The sequence below is a fragment of the Streptomyces sp. NPDC000410 genome, assembly GCF_040300305.1.
GTDB lineage: Bacteria > Actinomycetota > Actinomycetes > Streptomycetales > Streptomycetaceae > Streptomyces.
Genome location: NZ_JBEPDM010000087.1, coordinates 1 through 15,235, shown reverse-complemented (window position 1 = coordinate 15,235; position 15,235 = coordinate 1). Strand labels below are relative to the sequence as shown.

The 15,235-nt window shown below is 68.6% G+C and carries 14 protein-coding genes and 2 pseudogenes; 5 read left to right on the top strand and 11 right to left on the bottom strand.

Translation table 11 applies throughout. The annotated features are described in order from the left end of the window. Positions 1-501: AMP-binding enzyme (locus tag ABT342_RS36865; RefSeq protein WP_502965680.1), on the top strand; the 501-nt coding region annotated here is incomplete at its 5' end. Beyond that, positions 498-2,102, top strand: a complete 1,605-nt coding sequence (locus ABT342_RS36860; protein WP_502965679.1) for an AMP-binding protein — start codon at positions 498-500, stop codon at positions 2,100-2,102. The genes ABT342_RS36865 and ABT342_RS36860, both read left to right, overlap by 4 nt. Positions 2,103-2,247: 145 nt before the next feature. Here ABT342_RS36860 and ABT342_RS36855 read toward each other — a convergent pair whose 3' ends face one another. Both ABT342_RS36855 and ABT342_RS36850 read right to left on the bottom strand, forming a co-directional pair. Further along, positions 2,248-2,763, bottom strand: coding sequence for a GNAT family N-acetyltransferase (locus ABT342_RS36855; RefSeq protein ID WP_351583560.1), 516 nt, complete (start codon positions 2,761-2,763; stop codon positions 2,248-2,250). 42 nt (positions 2,764-2,805) lie between these two features. After that, complete coding sequence (locus tag ABT342_RS36850) at positions 2,806-3,681, bottom strand: hypothetical protein (protein WP_351583557.1); 876 nt, start codon at positions 3,679-3,681, stop codon at positions 2,806-2,808. A 160-nt stretch (positions 3,682-3,841) separates the two neighbouring features. Here ABT342_RS36850 and gcl point away from each other — a divergent pair, with 160 nt between their 5' ends. After that, positions 3,842-5,626 (top strand): glyoxylate carboligase, encoded by a 1,785-nt coding sequence (gene gcl, locus ABT342_RS36845; RefSeq protein ID WP_351583554.1) that lies wholly within the window; start codon positions 3,842-3,844, stop codon positions 5,624-5,626. Between the two features lie 183 nt (positions 5,627-5,809). Here the strand turns inward: gcl and ABT342_RS36840 are convergent, their stop codons facing one another. The 5 genes from ABT342_RS36840 to ABT342_RS36820 all read right to left on the bottom strand — a co-directional run bounded on the left by ABT342_RS36840 (position 5,810) and on the right by ABT342_RS36820 (position 9,126). Next, entirely contained in the window at positions 5,810-5,992 is a 183-nt protein-coding gene (locus ABT342_RS36840; protein WP_351583550.1) for a hypothetical protein, read from the bottom strand. Between the two features lie 691 nt (positions 5,993-6,683). Continuing rightward, the gene (locus tag ABT342_RS36835) at positions 6,684-6,908 is read right to left on the bottom strand and encodes a hypothetical protein (protein WP_351583547.1); all 225 of its coding nucleotides are present in this window, start codon (positions 6,906-6,908) and stop codon (positions 6,684-6,686) included. A 189-nt stretch (positions 6,909-7,097) separates the two neighbouring features. After that, a complete protein-coding gene (locus tag ABT342_RS36830; RefSeq protein WP_351583544.1) occupies positions 7,098-7,304 on the bottom strand; it encodes a DUF2795 domain-containing protein in 207 nt (68 codons plus the stop codon). A gap of 256 nt (positions 7,305-7,560) precedes the next feature. After that, positions 7,561-8,235 carry a hypothetical protein gene (locus tag ABT342_RS36825; protein WP_351583541.1) on the bottom strand — a complete coding sequence of 225 codons (675 nt, stop codon included), beginning with the start codon at positions 8,233-8,235 and terminating at the stop codon, positions 7,561-7,563. Positions 8,236-8,511: 276 nt separating this feature from the next. Further along, the gene (locus ABT342_RS36820) at positions 8,512-9,126 is read right to left on the bottom strand and encodes a DUF3995 domain-containing protein (RefSeq protein ID WP_351583538.1); all 615 of its coding nucleotides are present in this window, start codon (positions 9,124-9,126) and stop codon (positions 8,512-8,514) included. Positions 9,127-9,459: 333 nt separating this feature from the next. Here ABT342_RS36820 and ABT342_RS36815 point away from each other — a divergent pair, with 333 nt between their 5' ends. Continuing rightward, positions 9,460-10,128, top strand: coding sequence for a hypothetical protein (locus ABT342_RS36815; RefSeq protein ID WP_351583535.1), 669 nt, complete (start codon positions 9,460-9,462; stop codon positions 10,126-10,128). Between the two features lie 349 nt (positions 10,129-10,477). Here ABT342_RS36815 and ABT342_RS36810 read toward each other — a convergent pair whose 3' ends face one another. The 4 genes and pseudogenes from ABT342_RS36810 to ABT342_RS36795 form a co-directional block, all read right to left on the bottom strand. Beyond that, on the bottom strand, positions 10,478-10,663 hold the full coding sequence (locus tag ABT342_RS36810; protein ID WP_351583532.1) for a KOW motif-containing protein: 186 nt from the start codon (positions 10,661-10,663) through the stop codon (positions 10,478-10,480). A 122-nt stretch (positions 10,664-10,785) separates the two neighbouring features. Continuing rightward, a pseudogene (locus ABT342_RS36805) lies at positions 10,786-10,974 on the bottom strand (DUF3052 family protein); the annotation flags it as partial. Further along, positions 10,971-11,395, bottom strand: a pseudogene (locus tag ABT342_RS36800) (helix-turn-helix domain-containing protein). The pseudogenes ABT342_RS36805 and ABT342_RS36800, both read right to left, overlap by 4 nt. 233 nt (positions 11,396-11,628) lie before the next feature. Beyond that, positions 11,629-12,084 (bottom strand): hypothetical protein, encoded by a 456-nt coding sequence (locus tag ABT342_RS36795; protein WP_351583529.1) that lies wholly within the window; start codon positions 12,082-12,084, stop codon positions 11,629-11,631. Positions 12,085-13,232: 1,148 nt separating this feature from the next. Here ABT342_RS36795 and ABT342_RS36790 point away from each other — a divergent pair. Continuing rightward, complete coding sequence (locus ABT342_RS36790) at positions 13,233-14,282, top strand: calcium-binding protein (protein ID WP_351583526.1); 1,050 nt, start codon at positions 13,233-13,235, stop codon at positions 14,280-14,282. The last annotated feature ends 953 nt before the right edge of the window (positions 14,283-15,235 follow it).

Here is a 15,235-nt window from a genome sequence, read left to right as displayed (position 1 = left end):
CTCGACCTGGACACCCGGCCGGTCGGGCTGATGACCGGCTACCACGGCGACGCGGACCGTACCGGCGAGGCGATGGCCGACGGCTACTACCGCACCGGCGACGTGGGCGCCCTCGACACCGACGGATACATCACCTACGTCGGCCGCGCGGATGACGTCTTCAAGGCATCCGACTACAAGATCTCCCCGTTCGAGCTGGAGAGCGCCCTGCTGGAGCACGAGGCGGTCGCCGAGGCCGCCGTCGTCCCCGCCCCCGACCCGCTGCGCCTCGCGGTGCCGAAGGCGTACGTCGTCCTCGCCAAGGGCTGGACCCCCGGGCCCGACACCGCCAAGCAGCTCTTCGCGCACGCGCGCGCGGTCCTGGCACCGTACAAGCGGGTCCGGCGCATCGAGTTCGCCGAAGAGCTGCCGAAGACGATCTCCGGCAAGATCCGACGCGTGGACCTGCGCGAACGCACCGCACAGGGCTCGACCGCCGAATACGACGAGGGGGACCTGTGATGACCCTGTCCTACGCGCACGGCACGGGCACGGCCCCGCTGCTCGGCGACACCATCGGGCGCAACCTCGACCGGGCCGTCGCCGCGCACCCGGACCGCGAGGTGCTCGTCGACGTACCGTCCGGCCGTCGCTGGACGTACGCGCGGTTCGGAGCGGACGTCGACGAGCTGGCGCGGGCGCTGCTCGCGCGCGGCGTGGCAAAGGGCGACCGGGTCGGCATCTGGGCGGTCAACTGCCCGGAGTGGGTGCTCGTGCAGTACGCCACCGCCCGCATCGGCGCGATCATGGTGAACATCAACCCGGCCTACCGCGCCCACGAGCTCGAATACGTCGTCAACCAGGCCGGGATCACGCTCCTCGTCGCCTCCCTCGCCCACAAGTCGAGCGACTACCGGTCCCTCGTCGACCAGGTCCGGGACAACTGCCCCGCCCTGCGGTCGGTGCACTACATCGGCGACCCGAGCTGGACCGACCTCGTCGCTTCCGCCTCGGGCGCCGGACCGGACGAACTGGCCGCCCGCGAGGCGCGGTTGTCCTGCGACGACCCGGTCAACATCCAGTACACCTCCGGCACCACGGGCTTCCCCAAAGGCGCGACGCTCTCCCACCACAACATCCTCAACAACGGATATTCCGTGGGGGAGATGATCGGGTACAGCGAGCAGGACCGGGTCTGTCTGCCCGTCCCGTTCTACCACTGCTTCGGCATGGTCATGGGGAACCTCGGCGCCACCTCGCACGGCGCCTGCATCGTGATCCCGGCCCCGTCGTTCGAGCCGGCGGCCACCCTGCGGGCCGTGCAGCAGGAGCGCTGCACGTCGCTCTACGGCGTGCCGACGATGTTCATCGCGGAGCTGAACCACCCCGACTTCGCGGCGTACGACCTGAGTTCGCTGCGCACCGGCATCATGGCGGGCTCGCCCTGCCCGGTCGAGGTGATGAAGCGGGTCGTCGCCGAGATGAACATGGCCGAGGTGTCGATCTGCTACGGAATGACGGAGACCTCCCCGGTCTCCACCCAGACCCGGCGCGACGACGACCTGGAGCGCCGCACCGGCACCGTCGGACGCGTGCTCCCGCACATCGAGGTCAAGGTCACCGACCCGGCCACCGGGGTGACCCTCCCGCGCGGCGAGGCCGGCGAGCTGTGCACCCGCGGCTACAGCGTGATGCTCGGCTACTGGAACGAGCCGGAGAAGACCGCCGAGGCGGTCGATCCGGGCCGCTGGATGCACACCGGCGACCTCGCGGTGATGGGGGAGGACGGATACGTCCAGATCGTCGGCCGGATCAAGGACATGATCATCAGGGGTGGTGAGAACGTGTACCCACGAGAGATCGAGGAGTTCCTGTACGGCCATCCGAAGGTCGCCGACGTGCAGGTCGTCGGCGTACCCGACGAGAGGTACGGCGAGGAGATCCTGGCCTGCGTCATCCCCCGGGACCCGGCCGATCCGCCGAGCCTGGACGACCTCGCCGCGTACTGCCGTGAGCAGCTCGCCCACTACAAGATCCCCCGGCGGCTGGAGGTCTTGGACGGCTTTCCGATGACGGTGAGCGGCAAGGTGCGCAAGGTAGAGCTGCGCGAGCGTTACGGCTGACCGGGCCGAGTGGGGGCTGACCCGGGCGGGGCGGGCCGGGCGGGGTTGCGGCTGGCTCGGGCCGAGTGGGGCTGGGCCGGGCCGACTGCGGCTGACCTGGCCGAGTAGGGCCGGCCCGACTGCGGCTGAGTCGGCCTCGTTCTCGTTACGGCCGGTCCAGATCGCGGCGCATGCACACGCGCGCCCAGCGGTCCAGGCCGTGTCCCGCCTCGGCGAGGCAGATCTCCCGGAGCCCGTCGGTGAGGTCGGCCTCGCCGAGCACGCGGAAGCCGAGGCGCGCGTAGTACGGGGCGTTCCACGGAACCTCGGCGAGCGTCGTCAGCGTGAGGGCGCGCAGCCCCTCGGCGGCGGCCACCGCCGCCAGGTGGTCGATCAGGCCGCGCCCGCGGCCCCGGCGGGCGGCGGACGGGTGGACCGAGATCTGCTCGATATGGGCGGCGCCGTCGACCGGGTCGGTGAGCAGATAGGCGACGGGACGGTCCGTCCGGTCCACGCTCACCCAGGCGTGACCGGCCCGCCGGTACTGCTCCAGGAGGTCGAGCGCCGGGGGCTCGTCATCGGCTATCGCGGCCATGCCGAGGGCGCGGAAGGGTTCCCCCGCGGCCCTCTCGATGTCCTGGAGCAGGGGGAGTTCGGCGCGGACGGCCGGTCTGATGCGCATGCCGCGAGTATCGCGCAGGGCGTGCGCGCCGTCGCTCGACGGTCAGACCCCGGACGACAGCAAGTCGTCCGCCGGGCCGTTCACCGGCTGCGGGGTGCCGGTGAGGTCCATGACGAACAGGGGCACTCCGAGGTCGTCGGCACGGGCACGCGCGTCGGCCGCGTACCCCGCGAGCGAGAAGAACACGCTCACCGACGACGCGCTCAGCCCGTTCAGCCACAGGCACTCGACGGCCCGCAGGGTGGCCGGGCGGGTGGTGGGGTCGACCTGGGCGACCAGACCGGGGCCGCGCAGGTCGATCCCGGAGGCGGAGCGCTCCTCGGGCTGGACGACTTCCTGGAAGCCGAGCCAGCGCAGATACAGCGCGGCGGCGGTCACCGCGTCGCGCGCGGTGCGGATCGTGACCGGGTGGAAGGTGGGGCGCGGCACGGGGGCCGTGCGCGGAAGCGGTATGTGCGCGGGGCGCCCAGCCGGGCCCGGGTCCGGGGCGCTGCCGGCCGCGGACGGCCCCGAGGGGGTGCCGGGCGGCGCGAGGGGGCTGCCGGAGGCGGACGCGGCGGAGGCGGTACGGGAGGACGACGAGGCGGCCGACGCCGAGGACGCCGGGAACGCCGTCACCGGCCGGACCGGGACGCGCAGGACCGTGCCGCAAGGGCAGCCGAGCTCCGGCTGAGGCCACTGGTCCTGGCGTCCGCACGCCAGGCAGCGGACGGTGACCCAGTCGTCGGTCCAGGTGCGGTGGTGGATCGGCTCGGCGGGCGCGCCCCGCAGCAGGGGAGGGGCGAGCGGCGCCCCGCACGCACAGGGATAGACGGGCGCCGCGAACGTGTGCGTACGACGGCATACCGGGCAGCGCACCGGTACCTGATCTCCCACGGCTGTCCCCCTCCGGCGCTGTCGGTCACGCCTCGGGTCCATCGTCCACCAATGGCGAGCCCTTGGGGAGGGACTTCGGCCATCCCTGCGGGTCCCGCGGGTGGCTCTCCCTTGACGTTGCTGACGTGGCGCTTTAGATTGCTTCCGTATAGCAGAACAATACTTCCGTATTACGGAAACAGGCCTGACCGCAGGAGTGCCGATGCCTCGTATGACCGCCGCCGCCGCGGCCGTGGAGATCCTCAAGCGCGAGGGTGTTGACCAAGCGTTCGGCGTGCCCGGCGCCGCGATCAACCCCTTCTACCGCGAGCTCAAGAATGTCGGCGGCATCGCCCACACGCTGGCCCGTCACGTCGAGGGCGCCTCGCACATGGCCGAGGGTTACACCCGTGCCAAGGCGGGCAACATCGGTGTCTGCATCGGTACCTCCGGCCCCGCCGGCACCGACATGATCACCGGCCTGTACTCCGCGATCGCGGACTCGATCCCGATCCTCTGCATCACCGGCCAGGCCCCGGTCTCGAAGCTCCACAAGGAAGACTTCCAGGCCGTCGACATCGCCGCGATCGCCAAGCCGGTCACCAAGGCCGCGACCACGATCCTCGAGGCCGCGCAGGTCCCCGGTGTCTTCCAGCAGGCCTTCCACCTGATGCGCTCCGGCCGTCCCGGCCCGGTCCTCATCGACCTGCCGATCGACGTCCAGCTGACCGAGATCGAGTTCGACCCGGAGACGTACGAGCCGCTGCCGGTCTACAAGCCGTCCGCGACCCGCGCCCAGGCCGAGAAGGCCCTGAGCTTCCTGCTCGAGGCCGAGCGCCCGCTGATCGTCGCCGGTGGCGGCATCATCAACGCGGACGCCTCCGACCTGCTGGTCGAGTTCGCCGAGCTGATCAACGTGCCGGTTATCTCCACCCTGATGGGCTGGGGCACCATCCCGGACGACCACGAGCTGGCCGCCGGCATGGTCGGTGTGCAGACCGCCCACCGCTACGGCAACGCGACCTTCCTCGAGTCGGACACCGTCATCGGCATCGGTAACCGCTGGGCCAACCGCCACACCGGTTACAACATGGACGCCTACACCAAGGGCCGGAAGTTCGTCCACGTCGACATCGAGCCCACCCAGATCGGCAAGATCTTCGCCCCGGACTACGGCATCGCCTCCGACGCCAAGGTCGCGCTGGAGCTCTTCATCGAGATCGCCAAGGAGTGGAAGGCCGCGGGCAAGCTCCCGGACTTCTCCGCCTGGGCCGCCTCGGCGCAGGAGCGCAAGGCCACCCTGCAGCGCCGTACGCACTTCGAGAACATCCCCATGAAGCCGCAGCGCGTCTACGAGGAGATGAACAAGGCGTTCGGCCCGGAGACCCGCTACGTCACCACCATCGGTCTCTCCCAGATCGCGGCCGCGCAGTTCCTGCACGTCTACAAGCCGCGCCACTGGATCAACTGTGGCCAGGCCGGCCCGCTCGGCTGGACCATCCCGGCCGCCATCGGTGCCGCCACCGCCGACCCGGAGACCCCGATCGTCGCGCTGTCCGGCGACTACGACTTCCAGTTCATGATTGAGGAGCTGGCGGTCGCCGCCCAGCACAAGGTCCCCTACGTCCACGTCCTCGTGAACAACGCCTACCTGGGTCTGATCCGCCAGGCGCAGGGCAACCTGGGCATCAACTTCGAGGTCAACCTCGAGTTCGAGAACATCAACACCCCGGAGATCGGCGTCTACGGCGTCGACCACGTCAAGGTCGCCGAGGGCCTGGGCGTCAAGGCCATCCGCGTCACCGACCCGGAGAAGCTGGGTGAGGCCTTCGAGGAGGCCAAGAAGCTGGCCGTCGAGCACCAGGTCCCGGTCGTGGTCGAGGCCATCCTGGAGCGCATCACCAACATCGCGATGAGCAAGACGGTCGACATGAGCGACGTCACCGAGTTCGAGGAGCTGGCCACCGAGCCGGGCCACGCGCCCACCGCGATCCGGCCGCTCGTCTGACGCGACCTGACACCGAGCGCCTGACACGGCCTGACGGCCCCCGCCCCCGGGAAATCCCGGGGGCGGGGGCCGTTCCGCGTTCCTCGCCCGTCGGGGCCTTTCTGGACCTTTCTGGACCTTTCTGGACCTTTCCGGGTCCGTCCGGGGCGCCGGAGGACGAGTGCGGGGCCTCCGGGTGGGCGCTCAGTTTTCCCGGGCCCAGCGGCTCTCGAGCCGGCGCCCACCCGCGGCGTCGACCACCACACGCCACCGGGCGCGAAGAGGAGCCCGCCGCTGTCGGAGCCTGTCCATCAACGAGTGCAGGGGTGTGTCCGGGTGATCCTCGTCCAGGCCGCCGGGGCCGCGATCGGTGAGCAGGAACAGCATGGGGGTCACCTCCAGGGTGAGGTACGCGCACGGCCACCTGTCGCTGCGGCGAACCCTGGGTGAACTCCGGGTTGCCCGAAGCGGAGCGGGTGGTGTCACTGACATCTACGGACACCGGAGCCCGCCGAGTTCACCGTGGCCACGCGCCGCCGCACAAACGGCGGAAAACAGACCAGGGCCCGACCTCTGCCCCCATGCCCTGGCGGACGACACACAGCCTTGCCCCTCCGCGCCGACCGAACGGCGCGGGGGCGGTCTCGTACGTAGCACAGGGCTGACATCGAGACGGGTGCCGCCGATGCGGTGGACGAGGTCGAGAGCGCCGATTCCGTGCTGGTGCCCGGGACCACTTCGGCTCTCGGGTGACGGCGTTGCGGCCGAGGCCCTGCGCGCGGCGGTTCGCGGACGGGTCGGTCGGTGGTCCTCGTCGGTGGGCGAGTTGCTGCGCTGGTTCGCCCCCACGGGTCGCCTCCGGGCATGCGAAAGGCCCCGCACGGGCGGGGCCTGAGGTCTGAGCCTTTCCGGGCGCGTAGGAGACGCCCCCATCACGGGGCACGGTGGTATCTCGCCGGCTCGAGTGCAGCAGATCGAGGCCGGAGAGCGCGGCCGAAAGACAAAGGCCGAGGAGTGGTTCCGCATGCGTGAGCCCCTGGCTGTGTCGGTCGGGGCTCGTCCGCGTGCGTGAGCCGTTTCAGGCTGTGCCGATGATGTCCGACTCCGCAATGACGCATCGGTCCCGGCCCGCGTCGGTGCTCGCGTCGATCGTGTAGCGGACCGTCCCGTCATCGTCGGTGTGGCAGCCCTGGATGACTCCCTCGGACTGCCGTCGCCCGCCGACGTCCAGCGTGACGACAGCGGCGGCCGAGTTCCGGTCGTCGTTGAAGAGCACCCTGTCGCCAATGTTGTACGCGGTCATGCCTGTTCTCCGGTCGTCGTGGTATCCGGACTGGTCCCGGGTTGCGTTCGAGCCATACCAGCGGCCTGGTGGCGTCATACCCCGTGTCACCCGAATGCAGTGCGGACGGCGTGAGCCCCCGCCCGGAGAGTGGGCGGGCGGAGGCTCAACTGTGACGGCGGGGCGCTGGAGTCGCCCTGCCGTGGTGACTCAGCTGGAGCCGTTCTTCTTCAGCTCGGCCTGCACTGCCTCGATGTTCTCGTACTGGCGGTCGGGGAGCTGCCTGGCAGTCGCTGCGCGCTCCGGCCCCTTCTTGGCGAGGCGTTCGACGATCTGCTCCTTCGTCGCCGGGAACTGCATCCCCTTGAGGTCGGCGCGCACGTTCGGCTGGTCGCCCTCGCTGAAGACAGCGGACATGGTCTTGCCTCCTACACAATTACCCCTTGGCTACGCTGTGTAGCCACTTGCTACGTTAAGTGGTTACGCGGTCGGGGGCATGTCGGAGTATGCGTTCGGGTGGCCGACGGAGTGGCTCGGCGTGCCGAAGCCGGCCTGGGGCATCACTTGCGCGGTCTGCGGCGTTCGGGAACGACGGCTGGATCACGTCATCGCGCACCTCGGCGGCATCGAGGTCCGCGTTATCGGATGGGCGGGAGGTGGGAAGAGGTCGGAACTAGTTTCCGTCGTTCGACTCCTGCCGGTTGTCGGTGTTCTGCGGCTTGTGCTCGTTGGTGCCCGAGTCGTCCTGCGGGGCGGTGTCGGTGGTGGCCGAGTCGTCCTTAGGGGCGGTGTCGGTGGTGTTCGGGTTGTGCTTCGTCACGCCCGGGTCGTGCGGCTTGGTGTCCTGCTTCGGGGTGGTGTTGGTGTCCTGCTCCGGGGTGGGGCGGGCGTCCCGCGCGGGGTCATAGGGCTTGTACTCGTCGGCGGACTCCTCGGTCGTCATGCTCGGACGGTCGGTCAGGGGCGGGACCACCTCGGCGATCATCTCGTCCGCCTGCCCCTTCCTGACGAAGTTTTGCCAGTACCTGTATTTGTCGACGTAGCCGTCGCGCCACCCGTGGACTTTGGGGTCGGAACCCTTCGCCTCGGGCGGCATGACGCGCCACCCGCCCTTCCTGAGGTCGCTCCGGGCGCCCTTCTCGCCCTGCACCTGGCCCTGGGTGTAGGCGGTCTTGTAGGCGGGGTGCTTCTTGATGTCGGGCTTCGGGTCCGGGTCGACGCTGGGGGCTGCCGCGGCCGCCCGTACCGGGGCGGGTGAGGCCAGGGCCTGCGTGGTGACGACGGGCGACAGCGCGAGGGAGGCCACGAGGCCGGGGGCGAGCAGTATCAATGGTCGCTTGGTGTGCACAGCCGTCTCCTTCCCGCGGACGTACCTTCGCCGGAGGAGCGATGCGCCGGGCCGATATGGAGCGCGGCACCTATGGCCGGCCACAGCCTGCAACGCCTCGTCGCGCACCGCTGAGTCGTTGCTGGGAACCACCAGCTGCCGTGAACGGGATCCTGACGTGCCCAGCCTTGCACTGGGCAGCATGCCGAACAAGGCGTACGTAAGCCCCTGAGGGCTGTCCCCGTACATGACTCCGATCAGCTGCATCCGGGCGATGCCGAGCCGGCGTGACAGTCGTCAACCAATCCCGGTGACTACCGAGGCCAGAGACAGGAGCAACGCGCCCAGCGCCCCCACAGAGCCGTAAAGCCTCACCTCACGTCGGCCATCGTGCCGACGGACATAGTGCGTGGCGGCCACGGCGAAGGCCAGGCCACCGGCGATGAACCACGGCCCCCACAGATAGAGGTACCAGCGGGTCAACCCGACCAGATCAGGCGCGACAGCGCGCGCCCCAGCCTCAACCAGCACTCCGTGGACAACGAACAGGCATCCGTGCCAGACGAGCAGCACCGTCGCGCCACCGCCACAGAACACCATGAGCCGGCCCGTCCACTTGCCGCGACGGCGCGTCAGGCCGATACCGACCAACGCCCCGAAGAGCTTCAGGAAACCGGTCACCCACAAGACGGCCAGGAACCACGTCACCCGGTCATCAGCAAGCTGCACCAGCGACGGAGCTACCGTCGACTGTGCACCGAAGGTGCCACCCAACGCCCAGACGAAGCTGGGTACCGCGAACAGGACCCCCCATGCCGCAACGGCGAACCCGGGCCACTGGCCCGGACGGAAGCGGGGCGCCCGGCTCGGGGCCGGACGTACTGCATCGTCCGAAGAATGCTTGATCGTCACGGCTCCACCGTTGCCGAACCTCGACGACGGGGCGTCGTCCGCACGAACGATCACGCTCCCCCGCGCGGGGGAGCCACTATTGATCGCGCCGGCGGCTGACGGTCGGCAATGACTCCACGCCGGAGATGCCCCCATGATGGAGGTCTTGTAACTACAGGCGTAGTCAGCTGCGGAAGGATCAAGCAGTGCCTGGGGAGTCGCCACGCCCGGCGACGGGCGACTGGGAGGAGCCGGGCCGGACGGTTCCGTCCAACGGCTTCCAATGGACGTATGGGTTCCGCGAGTTGATCCGGACACGCTCGGCTTCCGCGATGATCGGCTGGGGAGGCTGGGGTGCACGGTAGGGAACTGGCGCGTGCGGCGATCCGGTTACTGACGGAGGGCGGGCCCACCACCCAGGAGGAGGCCGCGCGGCAGGCGAAGGTCCGCGTGCTCGTCGAGGACCGGCTCAGCCGCGGCAAGCTGGGCGCGGCCGCGCTGGAACGGCTGCGGGACGAGCCCGGCGAAGCGGCCGCCTCGATCGCCGCGGAGGTCCTGGCGGACGAGATCACCCGGGACACCGCTTTCGCCGCACTGCTGACGGACGTGGTCGGTGCGGACGCGGGCACCGTACCGCCCGTTGCCCCGCCCCCGGCGCCCCCGAAGCCGCCCTTGCCGCCCACCGCCGGGACACCGCAGCCGTGGACTGCGACGTCGGCCCGGGGCCCCCGGCTCCCGCTGCCCGACATCTACCGACGCCGGACCTGGGTCATCTGGCTGCTCGGCCTGCCGCAGGCGCTCGTCACGTACGTGCTCCTGAGCGTCCTGATCCAGACGTCCGACGGCGGTGGCGGCATCGTCGGCGTGCTCTACGTACTGTTGATCCTCATCATGGCGGCCGGCCTGGCGACCTCCGTCGCCCTGGCGGTAGAACTGCTGCGCAGATTCACCAGCCCGACCCTCCTGACCGCGGTGATCATCCACTCCCTGCTGCTCCTGCGGATCGTCGTCGGCGCCCGGTGACGGGACCCGCGCCGTGTGCCCCGGTAGGTCTTGCCATGTGGGAGATGCGAGCGCGACGAGTGCGCAGCGGCTGCTGATGGCGAGCAACGGGAAGGTGATGAGTACGAGCGTCATGTGCGCCGCCCACCCGGTCAGGCAGTCGTGGAAGACACCCCGGAAGCGTGACAGTTTCGCGAACGGATCGCACTGCACGTCCTGCTCCACCACACTCACCACTACGGCCTTCGCGCCAAGTCCCCTTCCCGTTGGTCGAGTTCAGGATCATGCGAAGGCCGTACCGCCGTCCCGGAAGCACCCGGACGAGTGATCATCGGGTCCGCCTGTTCGAAGTCGCGGTGAAGCAACAAGCTCAGGCGGCTCGCACAACATCCGACAGTGGAACGTCGATGCGTGTTACATCGCCGAGGATGTCCACTGTCAACTGCACACGTCCCCGAGCATGGTCGACAGCCAGCACAGGACCCGTGAAGTCCGAAAACGGGCCCCCGGTAACCCGCACGTCAGTACCCACCTGAACGTCCAACTGGTGCGACATCCCACTTCCTCCCACCGTGAACCTACCCTGGGATCTGCTCGATGCCGAAGAGCCCCACAAGCTCCGGGAGTAGCCGGCCACAGGCATAACGGAACCGGATCGTGCCTGTCCGGGCTGCGTCCTCACTTTGCGGGCACCACCAGGCGGGTACCGGTCCATTCCTTGGCAGCGCTCATACTCGCTGTCTGGCTGAGGCCGGCGGTGGGAGCGGATTCGCCGATGTCGCTGATTTCGACGTGGCCGTCCCGTCCGGGTTTTGGGGTCAGGAGCCAGATGTGCCCGCCGTCGGTCAGCGAAGTGCGGGCATTCACGCGCCATGGCACAGCGGGCCGGGCAGACGGCCGTTTCCGCGTCGCCGGGAGTCTCGGAGGATCTTGTAGTGCTTCATCTGGGCGAAGGCGTACTCGATGCGGGCCCGGTCCCGCGGTGCTCGGCATTGTCTTCCTCCTCGCCGGACAGGAGTGCCCGGCCGGGGCGTTTGCGGTGCGGGACGACGAGGCTGGTGTTGATGTAGGCGCTGTCGCCCCGCACAGTGACCACCTCGCGCTGATCAGCCGATTCGGTCGTGTCAGCGGGCCGGGAGGCCGGCTCGATGCCCAGCAGCGACCGGAGCCGCTGGACGATCCGGCACACCGTCGCCGACGACACCCCGAAGAGTGGTGCGAGCTGCCGCATCCGCAGACCCGTGAACGTCTCCACCCACACCGGCTCAGCCCTCAACACCCCGCCCATACACCGGACCCCGCCCATGCACGGGAAATTCGCTGATCACAGCCTTCTGCAACACGCTTTAGGCGTCACCGAACGGGCGCGACCCCTACCGGAGCACTTGGCGGCGAAATATGGCAGCCGTGTGCGATGCTGACCACGAACTCAACCAGTTTTGTGAGGCGATTCGCCAGCACCTCGGTAAGAACGTAGATCGGCCATCATGTAGAGCTGGCGGCCGATCATGAATCGTGGCGCTATGCACAGTTCTCACTAGTCGCCTTTGCGGCTCCCTCGTGGTAGCCCTTCTGCCAGGCCTTACTCTTCTGGCTCAGGTCCTCCGGAGGCTTGGCCGCGCAGTCGCGCACGATGTCACTGTAGCCCTTTTCCCACCCCTTCAGGTACTTGGCTTCTTTTCCCCTTTCCTTTGGTGTCGGGCCGCAGGAGACGTCCCCGTCCTTGTTGGATTCTATGAAGTAAGTGCCATGCGGCACATTAGTTATGATGAGGCTTCCGTCATCCTTTACAGCCCCACCGGCACCGAAACCGCCCTGCGGCTCACCAGGTCGGGGGTCGGCCTGTCCTCGGAGGGAATATGTGGCCTTGGGGGTGAACCCCTTTCCCTGGAGTATGAACCGGGGCGCCTGTGGCGTGGAGTTCGCTTGGTCTTTGCTGACAAAGCACTTGATGTCAGTGGCGGTGATCGCAGACATCGGATTCGCTTCAGCCGATGCATGCGCAGCCACGGTCGGGCCGAGCGTGACGGAGCAGACGAAAATTGGGGTGCCCAGTAGGGCAAGGCGATACATTCTCTGCCTCCCATGCAGGGTGTCGGGGGCGATGCGAGCCTCTCGGGTTTGTGGCCCCCTAGCGGCGCCGTATGGGCGTTTGTTCTCTGGATCAGATTCAGCATGGCTCCTCGGGCGTGACGGATGTGTGACGCCGGCGTGACGGGGCCCGGGGCGGGGGAAGGGGGAAGGGGCAGGCCGAGCCGATCGAGTTGATCCACACTCGGCCGCTTCTGTGCTTCCGCAGTTGTCGCCAGGGACGTAAGCGCCGAGGTTTGGGAATCCGAGTCGACCGAATGGCGTGTTGGCGGCCCGGTCCCGGTCGCAGGGCGCCTGAGCCGCCTGATCAGTGCCGCATCAGGAAGCGTTTGCCATGCTGTGACGCGCCGTCCGAAAGGTGATTTGGGCGGCGCGCTGTCAGCGACTCCGCCAGCGCGAGGGCTGCATCGTTGAGATATTTGAACCGTCGAGCGGTGTGCCCCAGGCGGAGGCCGACCAGCCCGAGCCCGGCACAGCCCGCGTCCCAACCTCCACACACTTTCGACCACCACCTCGCGCGGGAGGCTTATCTGCCAGGCCGCACTCGACCGGCAAGACCAAGGCGAACGTTCCTGATGCGGCACTAGCTCACGCCGCGATTGCTCCGGAGGCTGCGGCGTTCGGGAACAACGGCCGGATCACGTTCATCTCGCACCTCGGCGGCATCGAGGTCCGCGATACCGGCGGGGTGGCAGTCGGGGACTGACGTCTCGTCTGCTCGCGCCGGTCGCTGCGGCATTCAACTGCAGGTGCAGTCCTGCTTGCTGGTGAACCGCCCTGCCGACATGCACCAGAATTGCGGCAGTGGGACCCTGATGGTAGCGGTACTGCATCGAAGTGCCCCGCCAGCGGCGGGTGCCCACAGGCCAGCCGCGCGACAAGAGCCCAGTGCAACAGCTGGGACATGGACCCCGGATCTCCGGCCGGTTCGTCCTCCCCAGTCGCCGGATCGTACCCCTGAGCCCAGGATGGCGGTATCGGCCGATGCTGCCCTGAGAAGGTCACAGCGGAGGTGCTCGATGAGGCGTCCATGGATGCCAGCAGCAGTCCTCAGCGCCGTAATCGCCGCCCAAGTGTTCACGGCCAGTCCCGCACACGCGGCCACGACCGTCAGCGTAAGCGACGGGCGGCTGACAGTGACGGCCGCGTCAGGTGAGGCCAACTACATCGAGGTCACTCCGCTGTCGAGTGGCTACTACCTCGTCCGCGACATGCTGGACTCCCTCGCTGCCGGCACGGGCTGCACGCCCTTCGGCTCGGGTGTCCGCTGCTCGGCAGCCGGGGTCAGGGGCATCGTGGTCAATGCGGGAGACATGGCCGACTACGTGCGTGTAAGCCCGCTCATCTTGGTGCCCGCCATTCTGCGCGGGGAAGCCGGCAACGACCTGATGTACGCCGGTGGTGGGCCCACCCGGCTCGACGGCTTCACAGGCTCCGATGTCCTCCATGGCGGTCCGGCCAAGGATGAGCTGCGCGGCGGCAGCCAGGTGGACACGCTGCACGGTGGTCGCGGTGACGACAGCATGGACTCCGGGACCGGCAGCGACCGGTTGTTCGGCGGGGACGACGCCGATGATCTGTCCGGCGGTACGGGTGACGACCTGTTGAACGGTGAGGCCGGCAACGATGTAATCCGCGCGGACGAGGACGCCGACTCCCTCGTCGGTGGCGCCGGGTTCGACTCCGCCGTGTACAGCGAGCGCACCAGGAACGTGAACGTCTCGCTCGACGACCGGCGCAACGACGGCTCCGGGTTCAGTGTGGACGGACCGGGCGACAACGTTCGAAGCGACGTGGAGAGGGTCTTCGGCAGCCTTTCCTCCACCAACGCCCTGGCTGGCAACAATGGAGCCAACCATCTCTACGGCGGCCAGAGCATCGACGTCATAGTCAGCGCGGGAGGCCCCGACTTCCTTGTCGGACTGGACGGCGCGGACCACATCCAGGCAGGCGCGGGAGACGACACCATCGACGCCGGTTCGGGCAACGATACGTACCTGACCGGCGATGCCCGGGAACGACACCGTGTACGGCGGCGTGGGCCGCGACCATCTGAACACTGTGGACGGGATCCCCGGCAATGACACCGCAGATGGCCAGGACGGTACCGACCGCTGTCAAACCGACCCCAGTGACACACGGGTCAGCTGCGAGACGGAGTGACCACCGCCGGGTCGGCCGGCGAAACCGCCACGCGAACAAGTCGTCACGGGGCCCAAGGAGATGCGGGCTTCCAACGTGACGGTCACCTGACCTACGGTGAAGGCCCCCGTCCGGAGAGGTTCGGGGCCTTCGTGTGTCCGCGGATTTTTGGGCACGCCGGAGACGCCCTCATCATGTGGGGCTGAGTGCGGGCTGCGAGTGGCGGCCCTCCGGTCCTGCGCCGCGGCGGGCGCCCCAGCGCTTTGCCGATCTTTCCACCCGTGTGCACCCTGGGTGGGCCCTGCTTGCCCCACGGCTCATCGACTACGAAGTGGCTAGGAAGTCGGAAACGAGCCGAGCCCCTGCTTTGAGTCGTATGGTGCGGCATCCGCTCGCACGACACGTACGAAAGTCGAACAGCCGCCGATCTGCTGTCCGTTCTCGTGCACACAGCCAGGGAGGCCCCGTCGCGAGTGGGGTGCGAGCGACGGGGCCTCGGGGTGGGCGCAGCGGTACCTGGAGAGCGTGCTGCGCCTGTGCGGCAGTTGGTCCGAGCGGGGAGGGCCATTTGCCGGGTGGCTGAGATTAAGCCTCTTGCTGGCTGGAATGTAACCCCTTGGTCGGGGCTTTTCTGGGTTGTCCCGGGGTGGGCTTCGGGTCGGGCCTGTAGGGCCCGACCCTCCTTGGGTGGTACACGGTTGCGGGGTCGTCGGGCGCAGGGGTGGGCTGCTCGACGGCGTCTGTCCATTAGCCTGCCTCGGTAGCGGTTAGGCGTGTGCGGCGCGGAGGAAGGTGCTAAATGAGCTGTACTGAGATTTGTGGAGTCCCTGATGCCAGGGTTACGGTCCTGGCGAAGGAGACCCACCAGCACCATGGCAGCACCCCGTAAATACCC